General features: G+C 43.9%; 19 protein-coding genes. 17 read left to right on the top strand and 2 right to left on the bottom strand.

What is annotated here, in order from left to right:
- Positions 1-98: 98 nt before the first annotated feature.
- The 11 genes from K6T91_05085 (at position 99) to K6T91_05035 (ending at position 9,362) form a co-directional block, all read left to right on the top strand.
- Positions 99-338, top strand: coding sequence for a carboxylesterase family protein (locus K6T91_05085; protein ID MCL6472169.1), 240 nt, complete (start codon positions 99-101; stop codon positions 336-338).
- A gap of 385 nt (positions 339-723) precedes the next feature.
- Positions 724-1,995, top strand: coding sequence for a trypsin-like peptidase domain-containing protein (locus K6T91_05080; GenBank protein ID MCL6472168.1), 1,272 nt, complete (start codon positions 724-726; stop codon positions 1,993-1,995).
- A gap of 231 nt (positions 1,996-2,226) precedes the next feature.
- Positions 2,227-3,324: a glycine cleavage system aminomethyltransferase GcvT gene (gene gcvT, locus K6T91_05075; GenBank protein ID MCL6472167.1), complete on the top strand. Its 1,098-nt coding sequence runs from the start codon at positions 2,227-2,229 to the stop codon at positions 3,322-3,324.
- 48 nt (positions 3,325-3,372) lie between these two features.
- Positions 3,373-3,753 carry a glycine cleavage system protein GcvH gene (gene gcvH, locus K6T91_05070; protein MCL6472166.1) on the top strand — a complete coding sequence of 127 codons (381 nt, stop codon included), beginning with the start codon at positions 3,373-3,375 and terminating at the stop codon, positions 3,751-3,753.
- A gap of 2 nt (positions 3,754-3,755) precedes the next feature.
- The gene (gcvPA, locus tag K6T91_05065) at positions 3,756-5,111 is read left to right on the top strand and encodes an aminomethyl-transferring glycine dehydrogenase subunit GcvPA (protein ID MCL6472165.1); all 1,356 of its coding nucleotides are present in this window, start codon (positions 3,756-3,758) and stop codon (positions 5,109-5,111) included.
- A complete protein-coding gene (gene gcvPB / locus K6T91_05060) occupies positions 5,095-6,546 on the top strand; it encodes an aminomethyl-transferring glycine dehydrogenase subunit GcvPB (GenBank protein MCL6472164.1) in 1,452 nt (483 codons plus the stop codon). Before gcvPA ends, gcvPB begins: the two co-directional genes overlap by 17 nt.
- Before the next feature lie 426 nt (positions 6,547-6,972).
- A complete protein-coding gene (locus tag K6T91_05055; protein MCL6472163.1) occupies positions 6,973-7,278 on the top strand; it encodes a hypothetical protein in 306 nt (101 codons plus the stop codon).
- A gap of 90 nt (positions 7,279-7,368) precedes the next feature.
- On the top strand, positions 7,369-7,614 hold the full coding sequence (locus K6T91_05050; protein ID MCL6472162.1) for a hypothetical protein: 246 nt from the start codon (positions 7,369-7,371) through the stop codon (positions 7,612-7,614).
- Between the two features lie 46 nt (positions 7,615-7,660).
- Complete coding sequence (locus K6T91_05045) at positions 7,661-8,119, top strand: FHA domain-containing protein (GenBank protein ID MCL6472161.1); 459 nt, start codon at positions 7,661-7,663, stop codon at positions 8,117-8,119.
- A gap of 45 nt (positions 8,120-8,164) precedes the next feature.
- The gene (locus K6T91_05040) at positions 8,165-8,866 is read left to right on the top strand and encodes a MerR family transcriptional regulator (GenBank protein ID MCL6472160.1); all 702 of its coding nucleotides are present in this window, start codon (positions 8,165-8,167) and stop codon (positions 8,864-8,866) included.
- Positions 8,867-9,014: 148 nt separating this feature from the next.
- Positions 9,015-9,362, top strand: coding sequence for a YraN family protein (locus tag K6T91_05035; GenBank protein ID MCL6472159.1), 348 nt, complete (start codon positions 9,015-9,017; stop codon positions 9,360-9,362).
- Positions 9,363-9,541: 179 nt separating this feature from the next.
- Here the strand turns inward: K6T91_05035 and K6T91_05030 are convergent, their stop codons facing one another.
- Positions 9,542-10,036: a universal stress protein gene (locus K6T91_05030; protein MCL6472158.1), complete on the bottom strand. Its 495-nt coding sequence runs from the start codon at positions 10,034-10,036 to the stop codon at positions 9,542-9,544.
- A 219-nt stretch (positions 10,037-10,255) separates the two neighbouring features.
- Entirely contained in the window at positions 10,256-10,696 is a 441-nt protein-coding gene (locus K6T91_05025; GenBank protein MCL6472157.1) for a universal stress protein, read from the bottom strand.
- A 141-nt stretch (positions 10,697-10,837) separates the two neighbouring features.
- Between K6T91_05025 and K6T91_05020 the strand changes: the two genes are divergently transcribed.
- From K6T91_05020 to secF, 6 genes are all read left to right on the top strand, one after another.
- On the top strand, positions 10,838-11,116 hold the full coding sequence (locus tag K6T91_05020; GenBank protein ID MCL6472156.1) for a hypothetical protein: 279 nt from the start codon (positions 10,838-10,840) through the stop codon (positions 11,114-11,116).
- A 589-nt stretch (positions 11,117-11,705) separates the two neighbouring features.
- Complete coding sequence (locus tag K6T91_05015; GenBank protein MCL6472155.1) at positions 11,706-13,265, top strand: YifB family Mg chelatase-like AAA ATPase; 1,560 nt, start codon at positions 11,706-11,708, stop codon at positions 13,263-13,265.
- Positions 13,266-13,441: 176 nt separating this feature from the next.
- The gene (gene dprA, locus K6T91_05010) at positions 13,442-14,512 is read left to right on the top strand and encodes a DNA-processing protein DprA (GenBank protein ID MCL6472154.1); all 1,071 of its coding nucleotides are present in this window, start codon (positions 13,442-13,444) and stop codon (positions 14,510-14,512) included.
- 281 nt (positions 14,513-14,793) lie between these two features.
- Positions 14,794-15,456 carry an HD domain-containing protein gene (locus K6T91_05005; protein MCL6472153.1) on the top strand — a complete coding sequence of 221 codons (663 nt, stop codon included), beginning with the start codon at positions 14,794-14,796 and terminating at the stop codon, positions 15,454-15,456.
- Positions 15,457-15,467: 11 nt separating this feature from the next.
- Positions 15,468-16,787, top strand: a complete 1,320-nt coding sequence (gene secD / locus K6T91_05000; GenBank protein MCL6472152.1) for a protein translocase subunit SecD — start codon at positions 15,468-15,470, stop codon at positions 16,785-16,787.
- Positions 16,780-17,724 carry a protein translocase subunit SecF gene (gene secF / locus K6T91_04995; protein ID MCL6472151.1) on the top strand — a complete coding sequence of 315 codons (945 nt, stop codon included), beginning with the start codon at positions 16,780-16,782 and terminating at the stop codon, positions 17,722-17,724. Before secD ends, secF begins: the two co-directional genes overlap by 8 nt.
- The last annotated feature ends 4 nt before the right edge of the window (positions 17,725-17,728 follow it).

The raw sequence follows: 17,728 nt of genomic DNA, 5'->3' as shown, positions 1-17,728 counted from the left end.
GGAAGATAGAAAAAGCCATGGAGAGCCATGCATACTAACCTTGTACCTCGATATGGCTCCACTGTTAACCAAACGCTTTGAAGGAGGCATGTACATGGATGCATTTGTCAAAACCAGGTACGGCAAGGCTCATTGCAGTGTCGTCGATGGTGTGTACACGTTTAGGGGGCATTCTTTACGTGGCACCGCCGTTTGGCGTGAACCGGCTTCGGGCGCCCCAGCCAGTTGAGCCCTGGGCGGGTGTTAGAGATGCGCTCTATGATGGCCCTGTCGCTCAACAATTCCAAGCCGCTGGTGGTCCCGCTGAGGGTTTTATCCCCTCAGGACGCGCAACGTAGGACGACTTGCTTGCGGCAATTCAGACCGACTGGTGGTGCAGAATTCCCGCGATCCGCCTTGCGGACGCTCACGTCACCTACAAGTCACGTACATACATGTACGAGTTTGCCTGGCGCTCTCCAGTAGCAAACGGTCTTTTCGGTGCCTGCCATGCGCTTTAACATAACTTCAGAGGTTGTGGATGACCCTCGATCATGGGAGCCGGCATTGCGGAAAGGGGTGCGTTAATTTAACCGATCCCTGTCGCCAGCTCGGCAACCCAATCTTTCGTAAAACCGTATTCACTAATTCATAATTGGCTTTTCATAAATTCTTCATATCTTCCGGATATTATATTTATAAGTTGCTGCTTAAAAGGTAACTTTCTTTTTTAGGAAGATTAAAATGGGAGAGGGTATGGGTATGGAAGCAAGGAACCGCCATGAGCGTACCGGTTTTAGCGATTCTGGAGAGAACGTGATGCCAGGCTCAGAAGAGCATAGGAGATCTATACATCTAAATGATAAAGGTACAGGAGATATTGGGTTGGGACGCAAACTTATTGGCATTATGCTGGCTGTTGGGTTAATAGGTGCAGTCGTTGGCGGGCTCATTGTAGCATATGCGCTACCATATGTGTACGGAAGCTCGCCCAGAGCTGTCTTTAGCGGGCCACGACCTCAGCAAACAACCACTGCCTCAAAGGAAATTATTAAAGTAAGCGAATTGACTACACCAGCTGCTGCAGTCGCAAAGAAACTTGGACCATCGGTTGTAAATGTTAGCGTAAATCAGGGTCCACGGGATGCGATTCATTCCGGCGTTATGAATGGGGTTGGCTCTGGTGTTATTTATACAAGCGATGGTTACATTATAACTAACAATCATGTAATTGAAGGAGCAAATGAAATCTTTGTCACGATTGGATCTGATGAAGTTAGGGCTAAACTAGTTGCCGCCGACCCAGAGACAGACCTTGCAATTATTAAGGTAGACAAGACTGGCTTGCCTGCTGCTGAATTTGGTTCAACTAAAGATATTGAAGTTGGTGACCCCACTATTGCCATTGGTAATCCATATGGCTTTGAGCACACAGTGACTTCAGGGATAATAAGCGCGCTAAATAGGAATGTAACGGTTCCAAATGAGCGAGGTGGTGGCAGTACAACTTATACAGATCTTGTTCAAACTGACGCGGCGATTAATCCTGGAAATAGCGGGGGTGCCTTAAGCGATGCAAAAGGAAGGGTTATAGGTATAAATACGCTTATAATCTCGGATACAGGCGCAAATGAAGGTATAGGCTTTGCAATCCCAGTTGAAACCGTAAAAAAGGTTGCCGATGAGTTAATAAATAAAGGCAAAGCAAGCCATCCATATATAGGCATACAAGGTGGTAATGCGGCCGACCTGTTAGCCGCAGGCAATAACGTTAAGACTAATGCTAAAGAAGGAGTCTTGGTTGTTCAAGTTTTACCAGGCGGACCGGCAGAAAAAGCCGGCCTGCAGAAGAACGATATAATAATCGCTGTCAACGGATCGCCAATCAAGGATATGGATGCACTTATTGCGGCAATTCGCCAGAAAGACGTTGGGAATAGTATAGAGATAACTTATATCAGAAATGGACAAGAGGGCAAAGTCACAGTTACGCTCGCTGAAAAGCCAAAACAATAACTACATTTTGTGCATTGCGCTTATGCATAATGGGTTTTCAATAGCACCTCGAAGCAATACAAGGAGATAGTAGCTTAGTCAAGCTGCTATCTCCTTCTCATTTTATCGCTCTTTATAGGGAATGACTAATTAAAATGTATTATGCCGCGTACCGTTTTAACGATTTGTAAAAAGGGGAATGCTTATGTTAATCATGCAGGGCTTAACCAGGAACAAGAGTCAAGGGGAAACATGGCAAAGAGAACGCCACTCTTCCACGAACAACAGCAGCTGGGAGCGAAATTTACAGAGTTCTCGGGGTGGGAACTACCCCTTTACTATTCAAAGATAATAGATGAGCACATGGCAGTAAGAACGTCAAGCGGTGTATTTGATGTTTCTCACCTTGGGAAAATCAACGTTAAAGGTGCAGGAGCAAATGACCTGCTACAATTTGTAACGACAAGCGATGTAGCGAAGATTGAAATTGGAAGGGGTGCGTATACTCTTTTTTGCAATAGCATTGGCGGCATAATAGACGACGATATTGCCTACCGTCTGGAAGAGAACGAGTTCTTAATTATAACTAACGCATCGCGAATTCAAACTATAATGGCCTGGTTAAATGATAACAAATACGATTTTCCACCGTTGCAGATACGAAACCTTACTACAAAATTATGCCTATTAGCACTTCAAGGTCCAAAATCTCCCGATGTTTTGCGTGCTGTCTTTAAAGAGGATACAGCCAGGTATAAACAGTACTCGGTTAGAAACATAAGCGCACTGGGAAATAAATTTACGGTTATGAGGTCGGGATATACCGGCGAAGAGGGATTCGAGATTCTCTGCGATCCTAAAGCCGCAATTTCGGCCTGGAAGGCGTTAATTTCTGCTGGAGTGAAACCCGCGGGGCTAGGAGCCAGAGATATGTTAAGGCTTGAGATGGGTTATCCACTTTATGACCATGAGTTAACAGCTAGGATAACGCCGATAGAGGCGGGGCTTTTAAGGTTCGTATATTTTGACAAAGGTGAGTTTATAGGTAGATCAGCCCTGTATGCTCAGCTAGAGAAAGGCGCAGAAAAAAAATTGGTAGGTTTTGTCTTAGATTCTGGCATAGCGCGAGAAGGATCGATTATAACGGTGCCCTCTAACGGCGAGATAGGAAAAGTAACAAGCGGTGGATTTTCACCAATTTTACGAAAGGGCATCGGCATGGGTTATGTAAAGAGCGATTATGCAGAATATGACATGGCTATCAACATAATAGTTAGAGGTAAATCATTGACAGGTCATATTGCAAAAAGGCCTTTTATAGAGAAAAGAAGCGTTTCAGCTGTAGCATAGCACCACAAACAGCGCCGTTTATGTTGTAGATATTAGGGGGGATTGGTAATGACGCCAGAAGATCTAAAGTACTATAAGGAGCACGAGTGGGTAAGAGTTGAAAACGGTATTGCTACTGTTGGCATTACGGACTACGCACAGGATGCGCTTGGAGATATTGTTTACCTTGATTTACCTGATATTGACGAGGAGGTAATGGCTGGCGATATAGTTGGCGAGATAGAATCGGTAAAGTCAACAGCTGATTTACATACACCCGTTAGCGGCAAAGTTATAGAAATCAACAAAAATGCGATAGATAATCCAGAAATTATAAACGAACAACCATATGGTGATGGCTGGCTTTTTAAGATCGAGCTTAGCGATCCGGATGAGATAAACAGCTTAATGGATGCTAAGGCATATGACGAATATGTAGAGGAGCTGTAAGCTTGCAGTACATACCTATCACAGATGACGACATCAAAGATATGCTCAACTTCCTTGGTATAATAAGGATTGATGAGTTGTTCGACTTGACAATACCAGATGAGGCCAGGATGTATCGACCCCTCGATATACCTTCTGGCATAAGCGAGTACGAGCTGGTAAAAGAACTTAAACAATTATCGAGTCAGAATTTCTCACTTGATGATTATGTGTCTTTTTTAGGAGGCGGAGCGTATGACCACTTCATCCCGGCAATAGTCGATGCGATAATATCGCTTCCAGAATTTTATACACCATACACTCCATATCAACCGGAGGTAAGCCAAGGAATATTGCAGTCGCTATTTGAATATCAGTCTATGGTCTGCGAGCTAACCGGATTTGATGTTGCAAATGCTTCGCTATACGACGGTGCAAGTGCTGTAGCGGAGGCGGCGCTTCTTGCACGTGATATCACAGAGAAATCAGAAGTTCTCATAAGTGAAGCTGTCCATCCTGAGTACCGCAGTGTTTTGCAAAACTACACGCGCGGGTTAAATACAACAATAAAAACCGTGCCTATGAATAATGGACAAACAGACATTTCAGCCCTTGAGGACATGATAAGCGAAGATAGTGCTTGTGTAATAATACAGAACCCTAATTTTTTCGGGTATATTGAGAATATGCCAGGGGTCGGCAGCATTACCGATCGTTATCCGGCGCTGTTTATCGCCTCTGTTGATCCTATATCGCTTGGTATCCTGAAGAAGCCTGCCGATTACGGAGCGGATGTGGCCGTCGGAGAAGGGCAGTGTCTTGGCAATAAAGCAAACTTTGGAGGGCCTTACCTTGGTCTTTTTGCCTGCCGCAAGGAATACATAAGGCGCGTACCTGGGCGCCTTATTAGCGCCACTAATGATACAAAGGGAAGGACTGGGTATGTGTTAACGCTGCAAGCACGCGAGCAGCATATACGGCGTGAAAGGGCAACATCTAACATAACAACAAGCGAGGTTTTAAACGCAATAGCTGCTGCTGTCTATCTGAGCTACCTTGGTCCTGAGGGAATAACTGAGGTCGCGCACCAGTGCCTTCAAAAAGCCAATTATGCGTACGAAAGACTAAACAAAATAAATTACCTCAAGCCATTCTCAAATGTTCACTTCTTTAAAGAGTTTACACTGAGGAGCAGAGTGCCAATTAAAGAAATTAATAAGGCCCTCATTAGTGAAAATATAATCGGTGGCCTTAATATCGGTCGGTTATATCCACAGTACCCAAATACCGTATTGTTTTGTGTAACCGAGAAAAGAACAAAAGAAGAGATAGATAGATTAGTGCAAGCGATGGAAATGTTAGATGGCTACGATCTTTGATATAAGTAAGCCTGGTAAAAAAGCATATTCGCTGCCGCCTCTTGATGTACAAAGCAAAGCGTTAGAGGATTTGGTGCCGCAAGAAATGCTAAGAGACAAAGCCCCTAAGCTTCCGGAAGTTACTGAGGGAGAAATAGCGAGACATTATACCAACTTATCAAATATGGATTTTGCGGTTGATACAGTTTTTTACCCATTGGGTTCTTGCACCATGAAATACAACCCAAAGATAAATGAATTATTGTCCAGCCTACCAGGTTTTGCAAACATTCACCCGTATCAGGATGAGTCTCAAGTTCAGGGTGCACTCAAGCTCATGTATGAGCTTTCGGCCTGGCTGGCAGAGATAGGCGGCGTCAGTAGGGTAAGCCTGCAGCCTGCAGCGGGTGCTCAAGGGGAGTTAACCGGCATGGCAATGATAAGGGCTTATCACGAGCATAACGGTGATCACAGGACAAAAGTAATAATACCCGATTCAGCTCATGGCACAAATCCGGCAAGCGCAGCTATGCTTGGCTACAAGGTGGTTCAGGTACCATCCAATGAATTTGGCGCTGTTGATATAGATTACCTGGGCAGGTTACTTGATGAAGAGGTCGCGGCTATATTTCTAACGAATCCAAATACACTTGGTATTTTCGATAAAAATATACTTAAAATAAACGAGATGGCGCACTCTGTCGGCGCACTTAGCTACTGCGATGGAGCGAATATTAACGCAATACTTGGCAAATCGCGCCCCGGTGACATGGGTTTTGATGTGCTGCAATACAACCTGCATAAGACCTTTTCAACACCTCATGGAGGAGGGGGACCGGGGTCTGGTCCGGTTGGGGTGACTGAGAAGCTTGAGCCTTTCCTTCCTGTGCCTTTGGTTGAGCGAGATGAGGCTGTTGGTGCATACTACCTTGACTATAACCGTCCGCTTACAATAGGAAAGATGAAGGCGTTTTATGGTAATTTCGCGGTTATGGTAAAAGCGTACTGCTATATACGGTCCCTCGGGCAAGAGGGCTTAAGCAAAGTAAGCGATATCGCGGTCTTAAATGCAAATTATTTAAAAGAGAGGCTTAAGGGGACATACATACTTCCATATGACACACCATGTATGCATGAGTTTGTATTATCGGCTAACCGCTATAAGAAGCAAGGAGTAAGAGCAAAAGATATAGCAAAACGTCTGCTTGATTTCAATATCCACCCACCGACAATATATTTTCCGCTTATAGTTGATGAAGCTTTGATGATAGAGCCGACCGAGACTGAAAGCAAGCAAACGCTGGATAATTTTGTCGATGTAATGAAGCAGATTGCTGAAGAGGCGGTAGTTAATCCAGATATTGTTCTAACTGCCCCACACACAACGCCAGTATCAAGGTTAGATGAGGCTAAAGCAGCAAGACACCCAAAACTTAAGTGGGAACCTTCCGTGTAGTGAGGACCTTAATGTACCAGGGTACGAACGCGCGAAATTCAAGTAAAGTTGTTTAAGGTATCAGTTGGCAATTAATGCAATTAATATTTCTTAACTGCGGTATGAGAGTACTTGCAGACTGCAGCCTAGAATACGAATGTTGGTACTTTGGTACACCAAGACTTAGGCACAGAGAACAATTTTTCAATAATTTTAAAAAACACTAGATTTTTTAAACTCTCAAGTTTATCTTTAGATTATAGCTAATCATTGCAAGCTATCACTAAATTAATACTGAGGCATTTAAAAAGCTGAACACAAAAATCTTGGGTAAAGCTAAAAAACAACCATAATTTTACCGAGAGAACCTATAGCGGCCGAATATCTAGGAGGAACAAATTCCATATGGTAGACTTGGAATTACAAGATTTTAACGAGGGATGAGATATGGGCAAACATAGCGAACTAGACCTCAACAACGTGTTGGTAGACCTGAAAGAAAAATCAGACGAGGAGCTGAGGGAAATTCTCGATCAGCTTTGCGAAGAGGAAGAAAGAATATCATTCAGGCGCAGGGTTCTGCACGGCAAAATTGATATTTTAAGAGCAGAATTGGTTTCAAGACTTAAGAAAAAGCGTGAAGGTGGCGGTAGTGTTATCTCAGGCGCAGATGTCGACCGTCTAAGCGAGATACTGGCACGCAGTCTGACGAGCGTATCAAAAGCCGATGTATCCGACGAAGATATATTTTAATTAGTTACGCAGAGCAATTCGGTATCGTCTTGGTTCGTCTTGTGCTCAGACAATCAGAAATTGGCGGCAACCTATAAAAAGGGGGTTATAGTGCCTGAATCAAAGATTAGAGCAGCAATTTATGAGTTGTTTAAGGAAGTTGGGCAGAACATTCTCGAGGAGAGAATAGCCGATTACATGATTCGGGAATTAAGAAGTGGAAGACACTTAAAAGACATACTGGAGGATTCATACGTAAAGTCAAAGATTGAGAATCAGCATCTTGAGCACGTCCTTAGAAACAAGGAAGTACTCAAGGCTTATGAGGAAAGAATAAAAGCGAGCTTGCAGCATTAGGTTCACTATTTAAGCTCAATATCCCAAGCAAGTTGGGGGATTAGAAATGCGGTGTAAAGAGTGCGGTAGCACAGTTGAGAGAGGGCTGGAATTTTGCCAGCAGTGTGGGGCGGCTTTAGATGATAAAACTGATAAGCTAGAGACGACTCTTTCGCTGCCGCGCATAGACATAGAAGAAGGGCTTGATAATATAGATGTTTCAACCGAAGAGGGTCCTATTCTGATTGTTAAGAAAGGGCCGTATATCGGTCAGAAATTCACCCTAACAAAAGACGAGATAACACTTGGCCGCGATCCAGAAAGCGACATATTTTTGGATGATATAACAGTTTCTCGATATCATGCTAAAATCACTGTTTCTGAGGACTCGGTAAGCATTGAGGATGCTGGCAGTTTAAACGGCACGTATGTAAATCAAATAATAATCGATGAACCGACATTGCTAAAATCGGATGACGAGTTACAAATTGGCAAGTTCAAGCTGGTTTTCCTGTCAAGGAAGTAAACATTAAGGAAGATCTAGTTAATTTTTTTTGAGAGGAGGAAGGATATGCCGCCGAAGAGAGATTATATGACAATAGGAGAAGTAGTAGATCACCTTAAGCCTCGATTTCCAGATTTATCGATCAGCAAAATTCGCTACTACGAAGAAGAGAGGCTTATAAAACCCGAAAGAACCGCCGGCGGTTACCGTAAGTTTAAGAAAGAAGATCTTGAAAGGCTAGAGCTGGCTTTACGCTTACAGCAAGAAAAATACCTTCCTCTAAACGTCATAAGGCAAAACCTTGATATGATGGATATGGGTCAGCTAACGCCCGAGATAAAGCAAATAGCAAGGGAGAGCGATAGAGCATCCTTATCTTCTGACGGTGAGCCTGTGCCTACAGAAAAAGCTATTAGCAGTATAGGCCTTGCGCCGGAGATGGCTAAGATGCTCGAGAGTTTCGGAATTATTCAGACGGTAAGGACTGCAGAGGGAAAGTGCTATAACTCAACCGATATAAAGATAATGATAGTTGCTCGAGAGATGTCTAAATACGGCATAGAGCCAAGACATCTTCGCATGTATCTAACGCATGCCGAAAAAGAAGCCGCGTTGTTTCAGCAAATACTCTATCCAATGACCAGGCAAAAAAGCGATGACAAAAATACTAGGATTAAAGAAGAGCTAGAAAACCTAAACGACCTTGCCGACCAGCTAAGGTCGCTACTTTTGAATAAGAAGCTAAAAGAATTACTTAAAGTCGATTGATACGCAGCCCGGCCGCTGCGCTATAATGCGGATAAGAAAAAGCTTAAAGCGTAGGTATATATAGGTTTGTTAAAGGCAGTTTAAGGGCTATTTGATTTTAGGGTGGATTTATATCCGCCCTATTTTTATAGGAGACAGGGAGGGGCAGATGGGCCTTGGAAAAACCGGAGAAGATATGGCTGCGCTTCACCTACGAAGGAAAGGGTATCACATCATAGAGCAAAACTTTCGCACTAAACTTGGCGAAATAGATATAGTCGCCAGACACAAAAAGACACTTGTATTTTGCGAAGTAAAAACAAGGATGGGCAGGTTATATGGACATCCGATCGAAGCTGTTACAGTTCCGAAGCAGAGAAGGATCAAGAAGATAGCCGATATATATCTTGCGAGGTTAAAAGATCTTCATAAGTTTGATTCCATCCGTTTTGATGTAATCTGCGTCTTGGCAGAGGGGTCAACTCCGAAGATAGAGCACATAGAGAACGCTTTTTAAGTACGAAAAGAAGAGTTGCTTCATTCATTATGCCTAAAAAAGAAATGGGCAGGCGCGGTTTAAAGGGGATCCTTAAGGGTCTATCGGGAGCTAGTCTTAAGGTACAGGAAAAAGCATTTATTTGGCTAAAAGCCTTTTGGGGAGTAAGCACCTGCCCACCATCCCACAATATTAAGTTATTAAAAATCACTTACTACCAAGACAGGCACATCAGTTGCCTTCATGACGGCATCTGCTACGCTACCTAACGATCGCCGTATTCCAGACTTACTAGAGTTGCCGATTATTATCAAATCGGGTGAAAATTGCCGAGCGTTTTCAATAATATTTTTTGATATGTTCCCTCTAAGGACTACTTCCTCGCAGGTCACGTTATTTTCCAAAGCATAGACCCCGGCAATAATCAAACCGTGATATCCTGGGTCTCCATTTGCGCTTGCCTCAAGACAGTCATTAATGCTCTCGGGAGGGTTTTGCGCCTCTCCGTTTTGGCAAACGTAAACCGCTCTAACTTCGGCTTTAAAAATTTTTGCTAAGCCGATTGCGTATTTTGTTGCATTTATCGCGGTCTTAGACCCATCGGTTGCCAGAAGTATCTTTTTAAGATCGATATAAAGCTCCTGTGCGTCTGCAGGCTTAAAAACATCCGCAGGATTTAAAGCTTTCTGTGTCAAAAAAGCCTCCATCGATCCTTATTGCGAAGATACCTAAGCCGGTACTGCGCTCGACAACCATCTATAGCATAATGCCTAGAAAGTATTCAGGGTAGTAAAAAGCCGTAAACGGTGCAATGCAGGAGTGAATGGGTCAAATAGACTGTTATTCGGAAATGTGAGCGGCGCTATGCCAAGGCGAAAGGCTTGGCAACAATGCGTTAGCATTACAGGCCAGCTTTAACTGCCTTTGAGGACAAGTACAGGGATTTGCGAATTCTTTACAACAGCCTCGGCAACGCTGCCCATAGAAAGCCGTCTTATTCCGGTTCGGCCTGTGTTACCTACGATTATCAGGTCGGCACCATAATCATGGGCAGTCTCAATTATAGTCTTAGCTACCTGTCCATTGACAATATTAGTCTCGCATATGATGCCATTTTCTTCGGCATAGAGCTGAGCTACAGCAAGACCTGCCGCGCTGGGGCGTATTTCCTTTTCGCCGCTGGAATCAACGAAAATGGCTTTTATCCTAGCTCCCATGATTTTAGCCAATGCAACCGCATATTGCGTTGCCTCGATGGCGGGTATAGAACCGTCCGTTGCCAGAAGAATCTTCCTTATCTTGATATCAATATTGTTGTTTTCGCCAAATCCTAAATTCCCGGTCTTTAGCTCCATAAAAAAAGATTAGCAAAAAACGAAAGAAAAGTCGCTAAGTATTCATATAAAGTTTTAGTTTTATCGCGAGGCCAAAGGCCGTTCTTAAAGCTTTCATTTAGGGTATTTATCCTCAAAAACCGGCTTATTCAGGGAGGAACTATGACAGAGAGCGAGCTGCGCGAAATTATTGAATCTCAAGGCCTGGCAGGTCTTGAGGCCAGTATTTTTACAAAAAACCGGGTTTACATTGGACGTGTAGGCAGGATCAATGTCACAACGCTAATGATTGCAGATCCAAAGGTAGCGGCAATAGGCGAGGAGCTCCATGAGATTGTCGGAACGCCATCAATCGCGGAGGCGGCAGAAGAACATGTATCGGGTCTTCCGCACAAATACGTTGCCATAGCAATTGATGAAATTGAGGCGATTGGGTTTTAAAGGATTATGTGCCGGCAATGTAAAGGATTGAACTTTTAAATTTAAAAGGCCCCCTTGCGGGAAGCCTTTTAAATTTAAAGGGACTGATTTGACTACTTTACTTATCGGCACGTTAGGACGGGACTTTAGGGATTTCCAAATGATTTTTAATAAACTTGGATTTGCCACCTGTTGGTTTTTTCAGACTTGATGTTTCGTATGTAATACGCCAATATATGACGGTCTAAAGGGGACTACAAGGAAGGAATAATTTGACCGCTCTTCTAGCTTGCCCTAACAGCAGCGAAATGGTTTTGGAACAAAATGCTGGTGAGTTACTGGCGATTTAAAAATTCCCGAAATTAAAAAGACTGAGGGCCACATCGGCCGCATAGCATTAGCTATGTTATTCTCAGTCTTTTTAGGGATGCAATTAATTTATCTATCGGTAAATAATGGTAAAACTTTAGTTATTCTAATAAGAGAATTTTATTAGTTTGGCAGGATCGTATATAAATGGCTCTTTTACAGAGCAAAGTCTTGCATATCAACTAGAGAATGGCTAACATTATCTTTGACCATAAGCACAAGTGCACACTATGGAGGAGCTATGCTTGCAAAGGTTTTTTCTGCAGCGATCGTCGGCATAGATGCCATTCTAGTTGATGTAGAAATCGATGTTTTTATGGGTGTGCCTGGAGTAAGTATCGTCGGACTGGCAGATACCGCTGTTCAGGAATCCAAGGAGCGAGTTAAAAGTGGCATATCAAATTCGGAGTACGAATTTCCGCTGCGCAGAATTGTTATAAACCTTGCGCCCGCCGATATTAAAAAGGAGGGCCCGGTTTATGACTTGCCTATAGCTATGGGTATCCTTGCTGCCACCGAGCAGATTCCCGGGGATAAACTTCAGAACTATATAATTGCCGGAGAGTTATCGTTATCAGGCGAGATAAGGCGCATAAATGGTGCTCTATTAATGGCCATTTGCGCAAAGAAGCATGGCATGAGGGGTATTATCGTTCCAAAAGTAAATGCACCCGAGGCATCCGTAGTAGATGGGATAGACATACTTCCGGTTGATAACCTAAACCAGCTTGTAGATTTTTTTCGGGACAAAGCAGATATATGGCCCGAGCCGCGAAAAATAACCCTGCCAGATAGCGGTACTGCCAATCTTGATTTTTCTGATGTTCGTGGTCAGGAGCTCGCTAAAAGGGCGCTTGAGGTTGCCGCGGCCGGAGGCCATAACATTTTACTTATTGGACCGCCGGGATCCGGCAAGACAATGCTCGCATCCAGGCTTCCATCGATCCTGCCGCGCCTTACTCTTGACGAGTCGATTGAGGTGACGAAAGTATATTCTGTCGCTGGAATTTTGAAACCAAATGAATCTTTGGTTTCAAAACGTCCTTTTCGGGAACCCCACCACACGATCAGCCATGCTGGTCTTATTGGGGGCGGCAGTTATCCCAGGCCAGGAGAGGTATCGCTTGCACATAACGGCGTTCTTTTCCTTGATGAGTTTCCGGAATTTTCAAAAAGTGTTCTTCAGGTTTTAAGGCAACCCCTCGAGGAAGGTAAAGTAACGATCTCAAGAGCTGCGGGCTCGTTAACATACCCTGCCCGATTTATGTTGGTCGGAAGTATGAACCCCTGCCCGTGTGGGCATCTTGGCGATAGGGTGAAGCAATGTATCTGTACGCCATACAGCGTACAGCGCTATAGAGGACGAATTTCTGGTCCTTTGCTGGATAGAATAGATATACATATAGAAGTGCCGCGTTTAACAAAAGATGAGCTTTTGAAATGCGAAGAAGGCGAGCCTTCTTCGAGGATAAAAGAGCGGGTTGATATGGCAAGGTCCTTGCAAATAAAGCGTTTTACTGCAGCGAATGGACCAAACAGCAAGAATGGACATGGTGGGCAGTTGATTCTGACCAATGCACAGATGAAAGCACGTGAGGTTAAAAACTTCTGCAGGTTAACGCCGCAGGCATCATCATTTCTTGAGGCATCTATTGATAAATTAGGTCTGAGTGGTAGAGCGTATGAGAGAATATTAAAGGTCGCCAGAACTATCGCCGATTTGGCACAAAAAGACTTAATTGATGTTGAGAATATTGCTGAAGCCGTTCAATACCGGACCCTTGATAGACAATATTTTTAATCCTTGTTTTCCGATTTACTGTTTTAATAAAGATGTGACGAGGGTAATTTAAGCTGCTATATATCTAAAGAACAACTAGCCCTGCAGCATCACAGTTATCTAAATATAAAGGGTATGAACTTGCAATTTGCCTTTTTACAGAAAAACATTTCGGTATAAATGCAGGAGTTAAAGCCATGGATGATGACCCGAAGAAATACTGGATCGGTATTAAGATGATTCCCGCTTTTATAAACAAGCAATATGTTTTATCGCAAGCTGCGGGCGGACCAAAGGAGCTCTGGGGTGCTAGCAAAAGAGACCTAATGGAGCTTGGCTTAAGCGAAAGCTCAGCGGATAAAGCTGTTTCGGTTCGAGATTTAATCGACCTTGATATTGAATATAAAAGGCTTCAAGATGCGGGAATTCAGGTTATAACTGATGAGGATAAGGATTATCCTTATCCGCTTATAAAGGTGAGCAATAGGCCTAAAGCTTTGTTTGTAAAAGGTCGGCTGCGACAATATAATGCAGCAGTCGCTGTAGTTGGATCACGTCGTGCTACTGCTGCGGGAATGACAATCGCGCATGAGCTTGCCTTGGACTTGGCTAATTCCGGTGTTGCGGTAGTTTCGGGCGCTGCCCGTGGAATCGACACCTCAGCACATTGGGGAGCGCTGGATGCAGGTGGGACAACCTTCGCGGTACTTGGTTGCGGCCTTGATATTGTTTATCCTCCTGAAAACGGTAGGCTTTTTAACAAAATCAGGCAACATGGCGCATTAATATCCGAATACCATTTGGGTACTCCGCCTCTGGCCATGAATTTTCCAGCGAGAAATAGGATTGTAGCAGGAATGTGCGATGGTGTAGTTATCGTTGAAGCAGCAGAAAAAAGCGGGGCTTTAATTACTGTCGACTTTGCGCTGGAGTACGGCCGCGACGTATTTGCTATTCCGGGACACGCAAAAAGCTTTAATAGTAAAGGCACTAATAAACTTATCAAACAGGGCGCATACCTTGTGGAAAATGCAAAAGACGTTCTTGAGATACTGGGGTTTGAGCATGTGGAAAGCAGTAAAAGCAAAATTCTTACCCCGCGGGAGAAGGCTGTCCTTGACATAATAGGATGGAATGGTAAAAGAATCGACGAGATTGCTGGATGCCTTAGCGAAAGCTCGGCTTCAGTTTCAGCACTTATCGTCTCTCTGGAGGTAAATGGATTGGTAAAGAGAGACTTATCCGGTTCCTACATGAGGATAAGATAAAACATAAACCCGCATAATCCAGTAGAAAAGTATCCCCCGATGCCAGCGATACTAGAGGCGCATATATTGTACCCCGTCGCATATATTATAGCCTGTAAAAATCGGTCATTTTTGTCGGATGCGGTGCCAGTTATTTTAGATAGGCAGGCATGCGCCTGTCATATTTTGCATATTCATAGAATTCGCTGACAACGCATATATCAAATAGTATAATGACAGGAGTACCCTTATAACCTTTTATCGCAGCTTGGAAAACTACTTTGAGACGGAGAAAGCAAAATATGCCTGTAACGTTAGAAGAAATTAAAGAAGATCCTTATGTTAAAGCGTTCATTGCACAGGCGGACAAACATATGGAAATGATAGGCTTTACTGAGCATGGCTTCCGTCATGCCGATTTGGTTTCGCATATTGCAATGAACGTCCTAAAACGGCTTGGCTACCCCGAGCGTGAAGCGGAGCTTGCTGGAATGGCCGGATACCTGCATGATATCGGCAATTCTGTTGGCAGGAGTTTTCATGCGGTATCTGCAGCTATGATAGCCCAATCAATATTTATAAGGCTTGGAATGGCTCCCGAGGAGATGGTTTTGGTGATGAACGCAATTGGGAACCATGAGGAAGAGTATGGCATAGCAACTAGCCCAATCGGAGCTGCTGTTATCATGGCGGATAAGACCGATGTCCACAGAAGCCGTGTCAGGAGCCCGAATCCGCTAACTAGCGACATCCATGACAGAGTCAACCTTGCAGCCCAAAGATCATTTTTAAGAGTGGACAACGAGAGAAAGTTAATCGAACTTGAAATCGATATCGATACAAATATAAGCCAGGTTATGGAGTATTTTGAAATATTTCTATCTCGTATGGTAATATGCCGTAGGGCGGCTGAATTTTTAGGCTGCCAGTTTGGCTTGGTTATAAATGGCGTTAAACTCTTGTAGGGGGGACAGAATTGACAGATAAGCAGAAACATGCAATCAGCCTGGGCGTGCTTTTGTTGCTGGTCATAGCAGCGGCTGCAATGATTACGACCACAAAGCCAAAGCTAGGGCTTGATCTGAAAGGTGGCTTGAGTATTATATATACGGCCAAAGACACACCCGGCTCAAAAGTAACCGATGAAAAGATGAGGCAGGCGGAATATGTTCTTCGAAACCGCGTCGATGGACTGGGTGTGGCTGAACCAGAAATACAACGTGAAGGGCCACGAAATATCATGGTCCAGCTTCCCGGTATTAAAGATCCTGAGAAAGCCAAAGAATACTTAGGAAAACCGGCCGTGCTTCAGTTTGCTATCGTAAACCAAGAGTATGAGTCAATGAACGAGGGCCAAATGAACACGCTATTGAAACAGAATAAACCAGTTCTTGGTCCGGTTCTATTGACCGGTGATAAGATAACAGATGCGAAAGCGACCTACGGCGGTAACCTTGGCAATCAACCTATAGTTACTCTTTCGTTTAATGATGAGGGAGCAAACACCTTCGCCCAGATAACCGCGCAAAACGTCAAGAAAAAGCTTGCAATAGTACTTGACGGAAAAATCATAACCGCACCGACAATCCAAACAGCAATTCCTGATGGAAAAGCCGAAATTACTGGTATTAATACAATTGATGAGGCTAAAGAAATCGCCCTGGTGTTAAATAGTGGGTCAATTCCTGTTACCCTCGACATATCTGAGGCGCAAAGCGTCGGTCCAACACTTGGCGCAGAGGCTCTTAGAGCAGGTATCATTGCAGGCGCCATTGGTTTTGCCCTTGTTGCCCTGTACATGTTGCTGTACTACCAGGGACTTGGTTTGGTAACCTGGGTAGGCTTAACCGCATACGCGACGCTAGTCTTTGGAGTTATATCAGCGATTGGGAGGACTTACGGCTGGACGCTTACGCTGCCCGGCATAGCGGGTTTGATCATAAGCATTGGTGTAGCAGCAGACTCAAAGATTATTATTTTCGAGCGATTAAAAGATGAGATGCGCTCGAAAAAGACGTTTAGAACCGCTGTTGATTCCGGATTCTGGCATGGTTTTAGAACGAGCCTGGATGCGGATATCGTAACTTTTCTTGCAGCGCTAGTTCTTTTCTTTGTTGGTATAGGGCCAGTAAAAGGATTTGCATTAACCCTGATTATCGGTTTAACTATTGATGTTGTAATAATGTTGTTATTTACAAGGCCGGTGCTCGGGTTCCTGGCGCAGATATGGCCGGTTAAGAGCCCAGCGCTGCTGCTTCGGATGCCGAGAATAAAGGAGGTGGCCGAGGGTGCTTAATATTGATTTCCTCGGAAAGAAGAACATATGGTTTGCATTATCAGGCTTGTTGATAATTCTTAGCATCGTTGGCATTTTGGGGGTCGGCTTTAACTACAGCATCGACTTTAAAGGTGGAAGTGCAACCGACATACAGTTCAAGCAGTCAGTATCAGTTGAGCAAGTTCGGTCAGTTCTGGATTCACTGGGCCTAAAGGACAGCAAAATACAGCCAATAGAGAAAGCAACATTTAGCGATGCCAAGAGCTCGATAAGTAAAGGTAGCCAAATGCTCATCAGAACTAAAGAGCTAAGCACGTCTGAAGAAAAAAGCATGGCTGCAGCATTAAATGATAAATTTGGCGTTGTTGACCGTCAGACAAGAACAGTTGATGCTAGTTGGGGCTCTCATATCACGGAGCGAGCTATCTATGCCCTTGTCGCAGCCATTGTAGGGTTACTGCTGTTTATAGCGTTTCGCTACGAGTTTAAAATGTCTGTAGCAGCAATACTGGCACTCTTTCACGACATAATAATAACGGCAGGGGTTTATGCGCTTGTTGGTAGAGAGGTCAACCCGAACATGATCGCGGCGCTTCTTACCATCCTCGGCTACTCGCTATATGATACGATTGTTGTTTTTCACAGGATAAAAGAAAACTCAACTAATATTGTTAAGACTACATATTCGGCTATGGCCAATAAATCTATAAACCAGGTATTCATGAGATCGATAAATACTTCGATAACAACCCTTTTGCCTGTTGCTGCCATAATGCTTTTTGGCGGCGAGACGCTTAAGGATTTCGCATTTGCTATGATGGTTGGTATTCTATCCGGCACCTATTCTTCGATTTTCTTTGCTTCACCAATCTTTGTCGTTTGGAAAGAAGCAGAACCTTACTACAAGAATTTGAAGAAGAAATATGGTAAAGAAGCGGTAGCTCCGGCATCCTAAGTAA

This window comes from Bacillota bacterium, assembly GCA_023511485.1.
GTDB lineage: Bacteria > Actinomycetota > Aquicultoria > Aquicultorales > Aquicultoraceae > CADDYS01.
Note: the sequence above shows the minus strand (reverse complement) of the source record. Positions and strands in the feature narration are given on the sequence as shown.